The following is a 14231-nucleotide window of genomic DNA, read 5'->3' as shown; positions in this document are numbered from 1 at the left end:
CGCCAATACGCATAGACGTTCTGCCACTTGGGAAAGTCAGGCGGTAGATAGCGCCACTGACAACCTGTGCGCAGAAGATAGAGCACAGCGCAGAACACTTCATACAGATCCAGCTGTACCGGTTTGGTGTTACGTCGAACGCCACGCAGCAGCGGCTCTATCTGAGCAAACTTTTCTCGACTAATGTCGCTTGGGTAGGATTTTCTCTTCACTAGCCCATTATCGCTTACAAAAAGATCGTAAACAGGTTCTTAGAGCCTGTTCAAAGTCTCGCGAGCAAGAGCGATACAAGGCGAAAACGAGTGAAAAAGCGGAATGTACAAGTGGTTCATGAGCATTCTGAAGCCGTACTCACCGTGTCACCCTCCACGACGCGTGGCAGATCGTAAACAGGTTCTTAGGCCGCCAGCGGGGTGGGCGTCGGTGCGGCGTTGTCGAAGCGGACCAGTTCCACGCCGTATTGCGCGCAAAGATCGGCGAAGGCCTGACTGCCGAGGAAGCGGAATTCCTTGTCTCGCGTCGCGGCGATCGGGTCGTCCTTGTCTTGGGCCGGGTGGCCGGGATGGCACATGATCAGTCCGCGGTCCGGCGTGCGGGCCAGCCATTGCTGCATCAACCCGGCGAAGTCGGCCTGCGGCGTCAGCGAGTACATGCCGCCGAACCAGGGCGTGGTGCAGAAGCCGTGCTCTTGCGCGCCGTCGTCGAAGCCGGTGCTGACGCTGCGCAGCACCAGCGCCTTGAGCCGGTTGTCGCCGGGATGACCGAGGCGGTCGGGGGCGCGCAGATAGGGCAGCGGCCGGCCTTGCCAGCGCAGCGCGACGGCTTCGAACAGCGCGTCGCGCACCACCGGCAGCGCATGCACATGTTGATGGCCGTCGATGAAGTCCGGCAGTCGGCCGAAATGCTGCTGGAACAGATCGATTTGCATGACAGCCGCGTCGCGCAGCATCGGGCGCGATAGCTGGCGCAGCTGGCTTTTCATCAGCCAGTGCGACAAGGGCCGGGCGTGATCGCCGAAAGGATGGCTCAGGTTGAAATGCAGGCCGACGTCGGCCTTGCCGTCGAAGGCTTTCAGCTCGCCGGCGTGACTGGCCCAGCGTGGCGCCTGGCTCATCACGCTGGTGGCGGACAGGCGGCCAGCGGCCAGCAGCTCCAGGATACCGGCGCTGATGGCGTCGGACTGGGCGAAGTCGTCGGCGCAGAGTGTCAATCGTTTTGTCATGGGGGTGTGACCTTGGCAATCGGATAAAGTTTTATATCCGATTGTGCTGGAATCAAGAATGGCCGTGCTGTTTTCGCGGCGGCCGCGCCGGGCCGCGAAACGCCCACAGCTTGCTGAGCGCGAAGGTCAGCACCGCCACCGCCACCAGCACCAGCAGCAGGGCGGCGCGGTAATCCAGCGGTGTGAAGCGCAGCAACAGCGCGTACATCGCCTCGTTGACGAGAAAGCTGAGGCAGGCGACGCCGAAGAAGCGCGGCAGCGCCTGGCGGTGCGGAATGTGAGCGGCGCGGAAGGTCTGCAGGCGATGGCCCCAGTAACTGAGCTGGAAGGCGATCAGGAAGCCCAGCACATTGGCCAGCAGCGGCGCGATGCCCAGCGGCACCAGCACCCAGGCCACCGCGCCGAAATGCAGCAGCATGGCGGACACGCCGACCACGCCGAACCAGAACAGCTCGCGGCTCATTCCGCGTCCTTCGCGCCGGACGCGCCCTGGCGGCCGCTGATGCGGCTGATCAGATAGGTGGGACGCTGTTTGACTTCGTCGAAAATGCGGCCGACGTATTCGCCAAGAATGCCGATGGACAGCAGCTGCACGCCACCGAGGAAGCTGATCGCCACCGCCAGCGTCGGCCAGCCGCTGACCGGGTTGCCGAACAGCAGGGTGTGCACCAGCTCCCAGCCGGCATAGCCTATGGCGCACAGCGAAATCAGGCAGCCGACCACGGTCCAGATGCGCAGCGGCATATTGGAGAAGGCGGTGAGGCCGGTAATGCCCAGATCCAGCAGCCGGCGGTAGTTGAAGCTGCTCTGCCCGGCGCGGCGCTCGCGGGTCTGGGTCGGCATCGGGCGCTGGGTGAAGCCCACCCAGTGGTACATGCCCTTCATGAAGCGGTTGCGCTCCGGCATCTGGCGCAGCGCTTCCACCACGCAGCGGTCCAGCACGCGGAAGTCCTGGGTGTCGGCCGGCATCTTGTGGCGGCTGCCGCTATTGGCCAGTTGGTAGAAGACGCGGGTGAACAGGCGCTTGGCCAGCGGCTCGTCTTCGCGGCTGCTGCGTACGCTGTAGACCATGTCATAGCCCTTGCGCCACTCTTCCAGGAATACCGGCACCATTTCCGGGGGGTGCTGGAAATCGCTGTCTATCAGCACGGCGATATCGCCACGCACATGGTCGATGCCGGCGGTGAGCGCGATTTCCTTGCCGAAGTTGCGCGACAGCTGGATCAGCGTCACCGGCAGATCGGCGCTGTGGCTCAGCACCTGTTCCACGGTGTCGTCGCGGCTGCCGTCGTCGACGACGATCAATTCATGGCGATAACCGGCATCGGCGAGCAGCTGATGCAGGGTTTGCAGCATCGGCACGATGTTGGCGGATTCGTTATAGGCCGGCACGATGCAGCAGACCAGCGGATCGGCCGGGCGCTCTTGCGCGCGCAGGCCTAGCAGGTAGGGGGGAACGAAGGCGTCGCTCATCTCATTTGCTCTCGATCGGCGCAGCCGGCGGGGTGTCGGCCAGCAGCAGCATGGTGTCGCCCATGATGTTGAAGCGGGCGCGCTCGGCAAAGCGGGCGCGGATGTCGGCGGGCAGCCGCTCAAGATCGCCGGTGTCGCTGACGATGAAGCTGCCGGGTTTGCCGGCCAGCCAGGCGCGCAGTTGCTGCGGGTCCAGCGTGGTGCGCGCGCGGCCTTGGGAATAGAACTCGGCGGAGAACTCGCGGCGGCCTGCCCAGTAGACCAGCGCGCTGTCCGCGCTCGGGTCTTGCGCCTGCCAGGTGGCGATCACTTGTTTCTGGGTGCGCAGGTAGCGGTTGCCGTCGTAATGGTTGAAGGCCAGCAGCGCCAACAGCACCACGCCGCCGATCGAGGCGATCCACGGCAGCGCGCTGCTTTTCGCGTCGCCGCCGCGCGCGCGCCGCCACAGTTCGGCGAACAGCAGCGCGCAGCCGGGCAGCATCGGCAGCGAGTAGGGGAAGATGATGTTGCCGGACATGGTGAAGAACAGCAGCGTCATCAGCGTCCATAGGGCCAGATAGAGCAGCCAGCCGTCGTCGTCACGGTAGAGCCGCGGCAGCTTGGCGCCGTGGCGCGCTAGCCAGGCCAGCATGGCGATGGACCAGGGGAAGATAGCGCCCAGCGCGTACAGCCAGATCATGCCGCGCGGGGTGGCGTGGGCGAAGCCGTATTTGTCGCCTTTCCAGCCGGAGTCCAGGAAGCGGCTGACATGTTCGCCCATGATGAAGTAATCGAGAAAGCCGGGCGTGCGCAGTTCGGCCAGCGCATACCAGGGCGCGGCGATGGCGAACATCAGCAAGGTGCCGCTGATCCACGGCAGCCTGCGCCACAGCGCCAGCCATTGATTGCGCAGCAGCACCCAGAAGAAGATGGGCATGCCCACCAGCACCACCGCCAGCGGCCCCTTGGCCAGTAGGCCCAGGCCCAGGCCGGCGAAGAAGACATAGCCCCAGCGGCGGCTGCCGCGCGCCAGCGCGTGCCAGAAGGCGACCTGGCTCAGCGTCACGCAGAACAGCAAGGCCGGGTCGGTCATCACCGTGCCGGCGGCGCCGAGGAAGAGCAGGCCGCTGGCCAGGATCAGCGCGGCGGCCATGGCGGCGTCGCCGCCGCTGCGGCGGCGCATCAAGTGGGCGCTGAGGCCCAGGGTGGCGATGGCGAGCAGCAGCGAGGGCAGGCGCGCCGCGGTTTCATTGACGCCGAACAGCGCCATGCCGGCGGCGGACAGCCAGCTGGACAGCGGCGGCTTGGCCCAGAACGGGATGCCGTAGTCGTGCCACAAGGTCACCCAATTGCCGGTTTCCAGCATTTTACGGGCGATTTCGCCATAGCGCGCCTCGGTGGTGTCGGTGAGCGGAATCGCCCACAGGCCGACGAGACGGAGCAGCAGCAACAGCAGCAAGACGGCGATGCCGCATTGCTGCCAGCGGGGAAGGGTAGCTAGTTTCATTCGGGATGCGGTGCCGTCGGCGCGCGCGGGCGCGGCGGCGAGTATGAGTCGGGAGCCGGAAGCTCCGTATGATAAAGCCTTTTCCCGATTCTGTGTTGGCGGTGGAATAAGCGAAAAGCCGGCGGAGGCCGGCTTTGGGATCTTGCTTGAGCCCCGGCTTGCGGGGCCGCGCGGCGCTTATTGCAGGCCGTGCATCATTTTCTTCAGCTTGTAGGACAGCGCGAACAGCACCAGCGAGCTTACGCCGGCCATGGCCACGAACAGCATGAAGAAGTCGTGCAGATTGTTGATGGCGTAGCCGAGGAAGTGCGGCACCGGCTTGCTCGGGTCCGGATACAGTTCCGACAGCGTGCCGGCGAACTTGTTGGCGGCGGCGTTGGACAGGAACCAGATGCCCATCATCAGGCCGGTGAAGCGGGCCGGAGACAGTTTCACCACCAGGGACAGACCGATAGGGGACAGGCACAGTTCACCGAAGGTATGCAGCACATACAGGCTGACCAGCCACAGCATGCTGACCTTGACGCCCGGCTCCAGGCCCTCGACGCCGAAAGCGATCACCAGGTAACCCAGCGCCAGGAAGAACAGACCCAGCGCCATTTTCACCGGCGAGTTCGGCTCGCGGTTGTTCTTGCCCAGCTTGGTCCAGATGATGGCGAAGATGGGCGCGAAGATCACCACCGAGATCGGGTTGACCGACTGGAAGTAGGACGCCGGCACGGTGAAGCCGAGCAGGTTGCGGTTGGTCTGTTCTTCGGCGAAGAAGGTCAGCGAGGCGCCGGCCTGTTCGAAGGCGGACCAGAAGAAGATCACGAAGGCGGACACGATCAGGATCACGGCCAGGCGCTCTTTTTCCACGCGGGTCAGCGGCGCGTGCACCACTTTTTCACCGCTATCGTGGTGACGCTTGGGCGCCATGCCGATGGGCTTGCCTTCCGGGGTCACCAGGTATTTGTTCTTGAACAGGGAGAAGATGACCAGGCTCAGCAGCATGCCGAAGCCGGCGGCCATGAAGCCCCATTTGAAGTCGGCCGGATGGCCGGTGTCGCCGAGGGTGCCGCAGACCAGCGGCGCGATCAGCGAGCCGGCGTTGATGCCCATGTAGAAGATGGTGAAGGCGGAATCGACGCGCTTGTCGCCAGCGGGGTAGAGCTGGCCCACCATCGAGGAAATGTTCGGCTTGAACAGGCCGTTGCCGGCGATCAGCATGCCCAGGCCGCCGTATAGCAGCCAGGCGGCGCTCTGCACATTGCTGTCATGCAGCGAGCCGGAGAAGAACAGCATGAATTGGCCGATGGCCATCAGCACACCGCCCACCAGGATGGAGCGACGGTTGCCCCAGTAGCGGTCGGCGATGTAGCCGCCGATCAACGGAGTCAGGTAGACCAGGCCGGTATAAGTGCCGTAGATGTCGGCGGCGTGAGCCTTGTCGAACATCAGGGCCTTGATCATGAACAGCACGAAAATGGCGCGCATGCCGTAATAGCTGAAGCGCTCCCACATTTCGGTCACAAAAAGCAGATAGAGCCCCTTGGGATGCGAAGTGGTCGACATAGATTATTTCCTTGTGTGACTTGAGTGACACCACTTGAACGAGCAAGATCGAGTGAGGTGTTGTTGTAGTTTTTACTTGCCTTGGATTTTGTAGGCAATTTTTGATAATAACTAGTAAATGTTTGGATGTGAAAATTTTTTAAGCATAACTGCCATACAATCGTAATTTATAGAGTAAATGCGTCACAAACTGTCTTTATTTGTCATATTTATTTGTCAGTAAAATGACATGAGCGCGATGAGGGTTCGGCTCTGGGCTATTGTCGAAAATCCCGCCGTTTGAAGGGCTTAAGTGGTTTGGGCAGGACGAGGTGGCGGTAGCCGGGCGGGAAGAAGTCGAGCTTGGGCGCTGAGGCTAAACAGCAACACTGGGCATAGGGTTTCTGTTAACGCCGGCAAAGAAAAAGCCCCGCCTGGATTGGGCGGGGCCGGCATGGGGAGGAGCGGCTCAGTTCGCGCCAACGGTTTCCAGGCGTAGTTGTGGGTGCTCGGCTGCGCCGGCGCCCAGTACTTGGGTCTGGCTCCGGCTGTTGTAGCGCAGTTCGCCGTTGACGAAGATCTGGCCCTCTATCACATAGCGGCCGTCGTTCTTGATCGCCTGCTTGTCATAACACAGCGAAAAATCCGCAGGGATGCGGCGCGGCTTTTCCAGGATCTGCTCGGCCAGCAGCTGTGGCGGCGCGTCCTGGCGGCTCTGGTCCAGCAGGCGCACTTTGACCAGCACGTCCTTGGCCTGGGACAGCGCGGCCTCCTGCTGCGGCGCGATGGTGCCGTTCAAATAGGCCGGCACGAAACCGCCGGCCTGTGCGGCGCTCAGTGCGAGGCCCAGCGCCAGCGTGGCGAAGGCGTGGTTCAGGAGTCGCTTCATCAGTCCGCCGGCTCCAGATTGGGATGGCCAAGCGACACGGTCTGGCCTTCGGCCGGCTTCCATTCACCCTGCAGCCGCCATTGCTTGGCTTGGTCTTCCAGCAGGATATACCAGTGGTTGGCTTGGACCGGCACCGCCGGCAGCGTGGCCTGGTAGAGATTGGGGCCGGCCTGGCGCATTTCCACTTGCTGATCGAAATCATCCTGGGCCGGGTGCACCATGCGCATGCTGATCACCGCCGGCAGCGGCACCTTGCTGGTGGTGATCAAGCGCAGCGTGCGCTGGTCCGAGCCCACCATCAGCTGCGCGCTCAGGCCCATATTGAAGGCCTGCTTGTCGCGGCGCAGCTCCATATTGATGGCCTTGCCCTTCTTGTAGTAGTCGTCTGTGACCAGGCCGTCATCGGTGCGGATCGCGGTGGCGAGGAACATCACGCCGACGATGACGGAAATCAGCGGCAGGCCGAACAGAATCCAGGGCCAGGGTTCGCGGTACCAGGGACGCGGAGCGGGGTGGGTGTGCTGCATGCATTACTCTCCGATGAAGCTGGACTTCTCTTCCACTTGCAGGGAAGGGTTGTTGATGGACTCGATCAGGAAGCGGATCTCGTGGCTGCCCTTGGTCGCGTATTGCGGATCGGCCTGCACATGGACGGTGACATCGGTGTTGCCGGTGGCGGCCACCGCGATATCGCCGCGATCCGCCTGCACTTTCAGGCCGGGCAGACCCGTTGCTGTGATCCTGAAATGCTGCTTCTGTTCCGTTGTATTGATAATTTTAATGATATAAGTGTTTTCCAGCCAGCCGGCGTCGGTTTCACGCACCAGCGAGGCGCGGTCGCGCAGCACATCCACCTTGAATGGCTTGCGCATCAGCATGGAGCCGATGGCGGTGGCGATCACGATGGCCAGCACCAGAGTGTACAGTATCACGCGCGGGCGCTTGAGCCGGGAAACAATGGCTTTCTCCGGGTATTTGCCTTCCAGCGCGTTTTCCGTGGTGTAGCGGATCAGGCCGCGCGGATAAGCCATCTTGTCCATCACTTCGTCGCAGGCGTCGATACAGGCGGCGCAGCCTATGCACTCGTATTGCAGGCCGTTGCGGATGTCTATGCCCACCGGGCAGACTTGCACGCAGATGCTGCAGTTGATGCAGGAGCCCAGGCCCTGTTCCTTCGGGTCGCTGCCTTTCTTGCGCGCGCCGCGCGGTTCGCCGCGCTTTTCATCGTAGGAGATGATTAGGGTGTCGGCGTCGAACATCACGCTCTGGAAGCGCGCGTACGGGCACATGTATTTGCAGACCTGTTCGCGCATGAAGTTGGCCAGCAGATAGGTGAAGCCGGCGTAGAAGAACATCCAGAACGCTTCCCACGGTCCATAGTCGAAGCGCGGCGCGGCGGCGACCAGATCGCGGATCGGGGTGAAGTAGCCGACCAGGGTGAAGCCGGTCCACAGCGAGAACACGATCATCAGCGCGTGCTTGGTGAACTTGATGCGGAATTTGCGCAAGCTCATCGGCGACTTGTCCAGCTTGATGCGCTTGTTGCGGTCGCCTTCCACCCATTGTTCTATCCACAGCATGATTTCGGTGTAGACCGTCTGCGGACAGGAGTAGCCGCACCACAGCCGGCCGGCGATGGTGGTCCAGGTGAACAGGCCGAAAGCGCAGCACATCAGCAGCGCGGCCAGGTAGACGAAGTCCTGCGGCCAGATGGTGAGGCCGAACAGGTGGAATTTGCGCTCGATCAGATCGAAGTGCAGCGCCTGGCGCCCGTTCCAGCTCAGCCAGGGCAGGCCGAGGAAGACCAGTTGGGTGCCGATGACGAACAGCACGCGCAGATTGTTGAACAGGCCTTTGGCCGCGCGCGGGTAAATCTTGGTATGCGATTCGTACAGAGAAACGGTCTCGCTATCGTCGGGCTGCTGGCCTTTAGGACGCGGCGGTTCCACCTTGATCGGGATTTCCTTGAGCGAATCGGACATGGGCGTTTCCTTCTCTGCGGATTTGACCAAGGCCATGGATGGCATGGACTTGGCGAAATGCGCGGCTGCGACAGTGGGCGAGATGTTATATGAAATTATATAACATCCGGGTGAAAGAATACTGCCCGCGTGAGCGGGCAGTATGTCGGTTCAGGCTTATTGCGGCGCCTTGGGGTTGTTGGACAAGCCCCAGACGTAAGCGGTCAGCAGATGCACCTTGCCTTCGCCCAGGAAGTCCTTCCAGGCCGGCATTTGGTTGTTGCGGCCGTTGGTGATGGTCTCGATGATGGTCTTCTCGCTACCGCCGTACAGCCAGTTGTTGTCGGTCAGATTGGGCGCGCCAAGCTGCTGGTTGCCCTTGCCGTCCGGACCGTGACAGGCGACGCAGACCGTGGCGAAGGTTTCCTTGCCGCGGGCGGCGCGCTCGGCGTCATGCTTGCGCTTGGACAGCGACAGCACGTAGTTGGCCACATCCTTGACCTTTTCCTCGCCGAAGGCGGCGCCCCAGGCCGGCATCTGGCCGTGACGGCCTTCGGAGATGGTGGTGTGGATATCCTTCACCTCGCCGCCCCACAGCCACTTGCTATCGGTCAGGTTGGGGAAGCCCTTGGCGCCGCGGGCGTCAGAGCCGTGGCACTGCACGCAGTAGGTCTGGAACAGGCGCTTGCCCATTTCCTGAGCCTTGGGGTCGGCGGCCACGGCCTTGACGTCCTGTTTCAGGAACTGGTCGTACAGCGGCTGATACTTGGCCTCCGCCTGCGCGCGTTCCTTCTTGTACTGGTCCACCGAGGTCCAGTTGAACACGCCTTTCCAGGTGCCGAGGCCCGGGTACAGGATCAGGTAGACCACGGCGAAAGCCAGGGTCACGTAGAACATCAGCATCCACCAGCGCGGCAGCGGATGGTTGTACTCGGAGAGGTCGCCGTCCCACACGTGGCCGGTGATCTCAACCTGTTCGCCCTTTTGCACCTTGATCTTGGATTGCGAGAAGACCAGATAGGTCAGCCAGATCAGGCCGCCCAGCACGATCACGGTAATCCAGATATTCCAGAATTCGCTCACGAAATCACTCATTTTCTTGCTCCGTTGGAAGCTTGATCTTGTTCTGCTTCCTGCACCTTGTCGTCGTCGAGGAAGGGCAGGTTGGCCGCGTCCTCATACCGGTTCTTGGAGCGCTTGCTGTAGGCGATGCCCAGCACCACGATGAAGAATGCAAAGCACACTACCGTGAACAGCGAGCGCCCGATGGTTACCCAGTCCATGGCTTAACGAACGTTTTTCAAGGCAAGGCCCAGGCCTTGCAGGTAAGCGACCAGCACGTCCATTTCCGACTTGCCTTCCACCTGGGCCTTGGCTTCGGTGATGTCTTTGTCGGTGTAGGGGACGCCAACCAAACGCAGAGCCTTCATCTTGGTCGGTACGCTGTCGGCGTCGGCCAGATTCTTGGCCAGCCACGGGAAGGCCGGCATATTCGACTCGGGAACCACGTCGCGCGGGTTGACCAGGTGCACGCGGTGCCATTCGTCGGAATAGCGGCCGCCCACGCGGGCGAGGTCGGGACCGGTGCGCTTGGAGCCCCACAGGAAGGGGTGGTCGTACACCGATTCGCCGGCCACCGAGTAGTGGCCATAGCGTTCGGTCTCGGCGCGGAACGGACGGATCATCTGGGTATGGCAGGTGTGGCAGCCTTCGCGGATGTAGATGTCGCGGCCGGCCAGCTGCACGGCGGTGTAGGGCTTGACGCCGGCCACCGGCTGCGTGGTCGATTTCTGGAAGGCCAGCGGCAGGATTTCCACCAGGCCGGCGACGCTGACGACCAGCAGGGTGAACACGATCAGATAACCAACGTGCTCTTCGATCAGTTTTTGAATCTTATCCATGATGATTCCTTGCGCCTCAGTGAGCGTGGGCGGTGATGGCCGGGATCTTGGCGTCTACGGCACGGCCCGCGGTTACGGTGCGGAAGGTGTTGTAGGCCATCAGGAACATGCCGAGCAGGTACAGGAAGCCGCCGATCAGACGCACGAAGTGGTACGGATAGGTTGCCTTGACCGCTTCAACGAAGGCGTAGGTCAGGGTGCCGTCCGGGTTCAGCGCGCGCCACATCAGGCCCTGGGTCACGCCGGAGATCCACAGCGCGGCGATGTACAGCACCACGCCGACGGTGGCGAGCCAGAAGTGGGCTTCAACCAGTTTCAGGCTGAACATGGATTCGCGGCCGAACAGGCGCGGGATCAGGTAGTACAGGGAACCGATGGTGATGAAGCCAACCCAGCCCAGCGCGCCGGAGTGCACGTGGCCGATGGTCCAGTCGGTGTAGTGGGACAAGGCGTTGACGGTCTTGATCGACATCATCGGGCCTTCGAAGGTGGACATGCCGTAGAAGGACAGCGATACCACCAGGAACTTCAGCACCGGGTCGGTGCGCAGCTTATGCCAGGCGCCGGACAGGGTCATGATGCCGTTGATCATGCCGCCCCAGCTCGGAGCCAGCAGCACCAGGGAGAACACCATGCCGACAGATTGAGTCCAGTCCGGCAGGCTGGTGTAGTGCAGGTGGTGAGGACCCGCCCACATATAGGTGAAGATCAGCGCCCAGAAGTGCACCACGGACAGGCGATAGGAGTAAACCGGACGGCCGGCCTGTTTCGGGATGAAGTAGTACATCATGCCCAGGAAGGCGGCGGTCAGGAAGAAGCCCACGGCGTTATGGCCGTACCACCATTGCACCATGGCATCCACGGCGCCGGAGTAGGCGGAGTAGGATTTCCACAGCGATACCGGCACGAAGGCGGAGTTGACGATGTGCAGCAGGGCCACGGCCAGGATGAAGGCGCCGTAGAACCAGTTGGCCACGTAGATGTGCTTGACCTTGCGGATGGCGATGGTGCCGAAGAAAACGATGGCGTAAACAACCCAGACCACTGCGATCAGCACTTTTATCGGCCATTCCAGCTCGGCGTATTCCTTGCTGGTGGTCAGGCCCAGCGGCAGGGTGATGGCCGCCAGCACGATCACCAGCTGCCAGGCCCAGAAGGTGAAGGCGGCGAGCTTGTCGGAGATCAGCCGGACATTACAGGTGCGTTGCACCACATAATAGGAGGTGGCGAACAGGCCGCAACCGCCAAAGGCGAAGATGACCGCGTTGGTGTGCAGCGGACGCAGGCGGCCGAAGTGGAACCAGGGCCCGAAGTTCAATTCGGGCCATACCAGTTGGGCCGCAATGATGACGCCCACCAACATGCCGACAATGCCCCACACGACGGTCATGATGGCAAATTGGCGCACCACCTTATAGTTATAAGTGGATTGCGTTTCCATTTAGGGTTTTCTCCAAGGTTGCTAACTCAGAACGTGACATATCTATCCATCGACGGCTTGAAAGTCCGGGCGACTGTCCCAATCTGTACTGATGTGACTGTGTCCAGGCGAAGCCGCAGGGAAAACGACTTTTTTAAAATCAAGCGCTTGACCCGTATCGCAGCGGTTCCGATGTCTGTATTAGCAGTTCATCCCGCATTGCGATAGCGCAATTTCCCCATTTAGTTAACCCGGCATTCTAAATCAATTACCCATATCGGGCCAGTTTGGAAGCCTGGGGAGGTCGCTTTCCCTATTTGTCTTTTTTATGTCTCAAGCGAGCGCAACAGTTCTTGCAAATACTGTTGCTACTGGCGAGATTGTATTGTCTATCGGGCTTGCCTTCTTGACCTGGATCAAAATGTCATAAAACGCGGCGTATCCGCGCAGGAAGTGCTAAAATCAGAAGGTTTTGCAACGATTACAGGCAAATCTGCTCATGACCGTTCCCGTTCGCTACACAATACTCCCTTGCGACCCGGCGGCGCATCTTTTCGAGGTCGCCGTCATCGTGTCCCGACCCGCCAAGAAGGGCCAGCAGTTCGTGCTGCCGGCGTGGATTCCCGGCAGTTACATGATTCGGGAGTTCTCCAAGCATATTGTTGAAATCCGCGCGGAATCCGGCGGGAAAACGGTGGAACTGGTCCAGCTGACAAAAAACAGCTGGCAAGCCGCGCCGGTCAAGGGCGCGCTGACTTTGCGCTACAAGGTTTATGCATTTGATCTGTCGGTTCGCGGCGCCTATCTGGACGAACAACGCGGCTTCTATAACGGCACCAGCGTGTTCCTGGCGGTGGAAGGCTATGAGAGCGACCCCTGCTCTGTGCAGATACTGCCGCCGGAAGGCAAGGCCTATGCCGGCTGGAAGGTGGCGACCAGCCTGCCTGCGCGCGGCGCCGACAAGAAAACCGGCTTTGGCGGCTACCAGGCCGCCTGTTACGACGAGTTGATCGACCACCCGGTGGAACTGGGAGAGTTCGAAAGCGTCAGCTTCAAAGCCTGCGGCGTGCCGCATGAGTTCGTCGTCTCCGGCCGCTTCCGCGCCGATCTCAAGCGCCTGGCGCGCGACGCCAAGAAAATCTGCGAATACCAGATCAAGCTGTTCGGCGAACCGGCGCCGTTCGAGCGCTACGTGTTCATGCTCTTTGTCGGCAAGGACATCTACGGCGGGCTGGAGCACCGCGCGTCCACCGCGCTGGTGGCCAACCGCGACGATCTGCCGCAACAGGGCGTCGAGGACATCGGCGACGGTTATCTGAAACTACTGGGCCTGATCAGCCACGAATACTTCCACAGCTGGAACGTCAAGCGAATGAAGCCGGCGGCGTTCACCCCCTATGATCTGAACCAGGAAGGCTATACCCGCTTGTTGTGGGCCTTCGAGGGCATTACCTCCTATTACGACGACTTGAGCCTGGTGCGTTGTGGTCTGATCGACGAGAAGCGCTACCTGGGCCTGCTGGCGGAAACCGTCAGCGGCGTCGAGCGCGGCGCGGGCCGTCTGAAGCAGACACTGGAGCAGTCCAGCTTCGAAGCCTGGACCAAGTACTACCGGCAGGACGAAAACAGTCCCAACAGCATCGTCAGCTATTACACCAAGGGCGCGCTGGCCGCGCTGGCGCTGGACCTGACCATCCGTCGCGACAGCCAGGGCCGCCAGTCGCTGGACGATGTGATGCGCGCGCTGTGGCGCAAATGGCTGGACGACGGCAAGGGCCTAGCCGAGGACGAGTGGGAAAGCCAGGCGCAAGCCGCCACCGGACTGGATCTCAAGGCCTTCTTCGACCATGCGCTGCGCAGCGTCAAGCCGCTGCCGCTGGCCGAGCTGCTGGCAACCCAGGGCGTGGAGCTGCGCTTCGAGCCGGCGGCCAATGCCGGCGACCGCGGCGGCCTGGCGCTGAGCGGCAAGCCGGCGCCGGCCAGCCTGGGCGTCAAGGCGGTGGCCGAGGCCCAGGGCGTGCGCGTGCTCAATGTCTACGACGGCGGTGCGGCGCAACGCGCCGGCGTGTCCGGCGGCGATGTGATCGTGGCCATAGACAAGCTCAAGGCGGTGGATCTGGACAAGGCGCTGGCGCGCTATCAGCCCGGCGACAAGCTCAAGTTGCACCTGTTCCGCCGCGACGAACTGCTCAGCCTGCAGCTTGAACTGCAAGCCGCGCCGGCGGACGCCTGCCGCCTGCTGGTGCAGGACGGCGGCGCCAAGTGGCTGCGCCACTGACATTCATCGGGGCGTCGCCGCTGCCCGGCGGCGTCCTCCTCCAGCCAAGACCGGCGCAGCCGGCATCG

14 protein-coding genes are annotated in these 14231 nt (G+C 61.9%); 1 reads left to right on the top strand and 13 read right to left on the bottom strand.

Annotated elements, in window-relative coordinates:
- The 13 genes from VI26_RS23965 to ccoN all read right to left on the bottom strand — a co-directional run.
- Positions 1-212, bottom strand: a 212-nt coding sequence (locus VI26_RS23965; protein WP_156183924.1) for a transposase, incomplete at its 3' end; no start/stop codon positions are given.
- Positions 213-397: 185 nt separating this feature from the next.
- On the bottom strand, positions 398-1222 hold the full coding sequence (locus tag VI26_RS17120; protein WP_048410967.1) for a ChbG/HpnK family deacetylase: 825 nt from the start codon (positions 1220-1222) through the stop codon (positions 398-400).
- 52 nt (positions 1223-1274) lie between these two features.
- Complete coding sequence (locus VI26_RS17115; protein ID WP_048410966.1) at positions 1275-1685, bottom strand: GtrA family protein; 411 nt, start codon at positions 1683-1685, stop codon at positions 1275-1277.
- The gene (locus tag VI26_RS17110; RefSeq protein ID WP_048410965.1) at positions 1682-2695 is read right to left on the bottom strand and encodes a glycosyltransferase family 2 protein; all 1014 of its coding nucleotides are present in this window, start codon (positions 2693-2695) and stop codon (positions 1682-1684) included. The genes VI26_RS17115 and VI26_RS17110 overlap by 4 nt, the downstream gene beginning before the upstream one ends.
- Position 2696: 1 nt before the next feature.
- The gene (locus tag VI26_RS17105; protein ID WP_048410964.1) at positions 2697-4181 is read right to left on the bottom strand and encodes a glycosyltransferase family 39 protein; all 1485 of its coding nucleotides are present in this window, start codon (positions 4179-4181) and stop codon (positions 2697-2699) included.
- Positions 4182-4358: 177 nt separating this feature from the next.
- A complete protein-coding gene (locus VI26_RS17100) occupies positions 4359-5735 on the bottom strand; it encodes a peptide MFS transporter (protein ID WP_048410963.1) in 1377 nt (458 codons plus the stop codon).
- Between the two features lie 448 nt (positions 5736-6183).
- Entirely contained in the window at positions 6184-6603 is a 420-nt protein-coding gene (locus VI26_RS17095; protein WP_048410962.1) for a YbaY family lipoprotein, read from the bottom strand.
- Positions 6603-7130 (bottom strand): FixH family protein, encoded by a 528-nt coding sequence (locus VI26_RS17090; protein WP_048410961.1) that lies wholly within the window; start codon positions 7128-7130, stop codon positions 6603-6605. Before VI26_RS17090 ends, VI26_RS17095 begins: the two co-directional genes overlap by 1 nt.
- A 3-nt stretch (positions 7131-7133) precedes the next feature.
- Positions 7134-8585 carry a cytochrome c oxidase accessory protein CcoG gene (gene ccoG, locus VI26_RS17085; RefSeq protein ID WP_048410960.1) on the bottom strand — a complete coding sequence of 484 codons (1452 nt, stop codon included), beginning with the start codon at positions 8583-8585 and terminating at the stop codon, positions 7134-7136.
- A 156-nt stretch (positions 8586-8741) separates the two neighbouring features.
- Positions 8742-9659: a cytochrome-c oxidase, cbb3-type subunit III gene (gene ccoP, locus VI26_RS17080; RefSeq protein WP_048410959.1), complete on the bottom strand. Its 918-nt coding sequence runs from the start codon at positions 9657-9659 to the stop codon at positions 8742-8744.
- On the bottom strand, positions 9656-9847 hold the full coding sequence (locus tag VI26_RS17075) for a cbb3-type cytochrome c oxidase subunit 3 (RefSeq protein ID WP_048410958.1): 192 nt from the start codon (positions 9845-9847) through the stop codon (positions 9656-9658). The genes ccoP and VI26_RS17075 overlap by 4 nt, the downstream gene beginning before the upstream one ends.
- A gap of 3 nt (positions 9848-9850) precedes the next feature.
- Positions 9851-10465 carry a cytochrome-c oxidase, cbb3-type subunit II gene (gene ccoO, locus VI26_RS17070; RefSeq protein ID WP_043632373.1) on the bottom strand — a complete coding sequence of 205 codons (615 nt, stop codon included), beginning with the start codon at positions 10463-10465 and terminating at the stop codon, positions 9851-9853.
- A 16-nt stretch (positions 10466-10481) separates the two neighbouring features.
- Positions 10482-11906, bottom strand: coding sequence for a cytochrome-c oxidase, cbb3-type subunit I (ccoN, locus tag VI26_RS17065; RefSeq protein WP_048410957.1), 1425 nt, complete (start codon positions 11904-11906; stop codon positions 10482-10484).
- A 478-nt stretch (positions 11907-12384) separates the two neighbouring features.
- Here ccoN and VI26_RS17060 point away from each other — a divergent pair, with 478 nt between their 5' ends.
- On the top strand, positions 12385-14163 hold the full coding sequence (locus VI26_RS17060) for a M61 family metallopeptidase (protein WP_048410956.1): 1779 nt from the start codon (positions 12385-12387) through the stop codon (positions 14161-14163).
- Positions 14164-14231: the final 68 nt, after the last annotated feature.

The sequence above is a fragment of the Chromobacterium sp. LK1 genome (genome assembly GCF_001043555.1).
Classification (GTDB): Bacteria; Pseudomonadota; Gammaproteobacteria; order Burkholderiales; family Chromobacteriaceae; genus Chromobacterium; species Chromobacterium aquaticum.
Note: the sequence above shows the minus strand (reverse complement) of the source record. Positions and strands in the feature narration are given on the sequence as shown.

What these genes read in the sequence shown, in the direction of transcription:
- VI26_RS17115 (WP_048410966.1), bottom strand. Translation starts at nt 1,685, where the DNA reads ATGAGCCGCGAGCTGTTCTGGTTCGGCGTGGTCGGCGTGTCCGCCATG.
- VI26_RS17100 (WP_048410963.1), bottom strand. Translation starts at nt 5,735, where the DNA reads ATGTCGACCACTTCGCATCCCAAGGGGCTCTATCTGCTTTTTGTGACC.
- VI26_RS17110 (WP_048410965.1), bottom strand. Translation starts at nt 2,695, where the DNA reads ATGAGCGACGCCTTCGTTCCCCCCTACCTGCTAGGCCTGCGCGCGCAA.
- ccoO (WP_043632373.1), bottom strand. Translation starts at nt 10,465, where the DNA reads ATGGATAAGATTCAAAAACTGATCGAAGAGCACGTTGGTTATCTGATC.
- VI26_RS17120 (WP_048410967.1), bottom strand. Translation starts at nt 1,222, where the DNA reads ATGACAAAACGATTGACACTCTGCGCCGACGACTTCGCCCAGTCCGAC.
- VI26_RS17090 (WP_048410961.1), bottom strand. Translation starts at nt 7,130, where the DNA reads ATGCAGCACACCCACCCCGCTCCGCGTCCCTGGTACCGCGAACCCTGG.
- ccoG (WP_048410960.1), bottom strand. Translation starts at nt 8,585, where the DNA reads ATGTCCGATTCGCTCAAGGAAATCCCGATCAAGGTGGAACCGCCGCGT.
- ccoP (WP_048410959.1), bottom strand. Translation starts at nt 9,659, where the DNA reads ATGAGTGATTTCGTGAGCGAATTCTGGAATATCTGGATTACCGTGATC.
- VI26_RS17095 (WP_048410962.1), bottom strand. Translation starts at nt 6,603, where the DNA reads ATGAAGCGACTCCTGAACCACGCCTTCGCCACGCTGGCGCTGGGCCTC.
- VI26_RS17075 (WP_048410958.1), bottom strand. Translation starts at nt 9,847, where the DNA reads ATGGACTGGGTAACCATCGGGCGCTCGCTGTTCACGGTAGTGTGCTTT.
- ccoN (WP_048410957.1), bottom strand. Translation starts at nt 11,906, where the DNA reads ATGGAAACGCAATCCACTTATAACTATAAGGTGGTGCGCCAATTTGCC.
- VI26_RS17105 (WP_048410964.1), bottom strand. Translation starts at nt 4,181, where the DNA reads ATGAAACTAGCTACCCTTCCCCGCTGGCAGCAATGCGGCATCGCCGTC.
- VI26_RS17060 (WP_048410956.1), top strand. Translation starts at nt 12,385, where the DNA reads ATGACCGTTCCCGTTCGCTACACAATACTCCCTTGCGACCCGGCGGCG.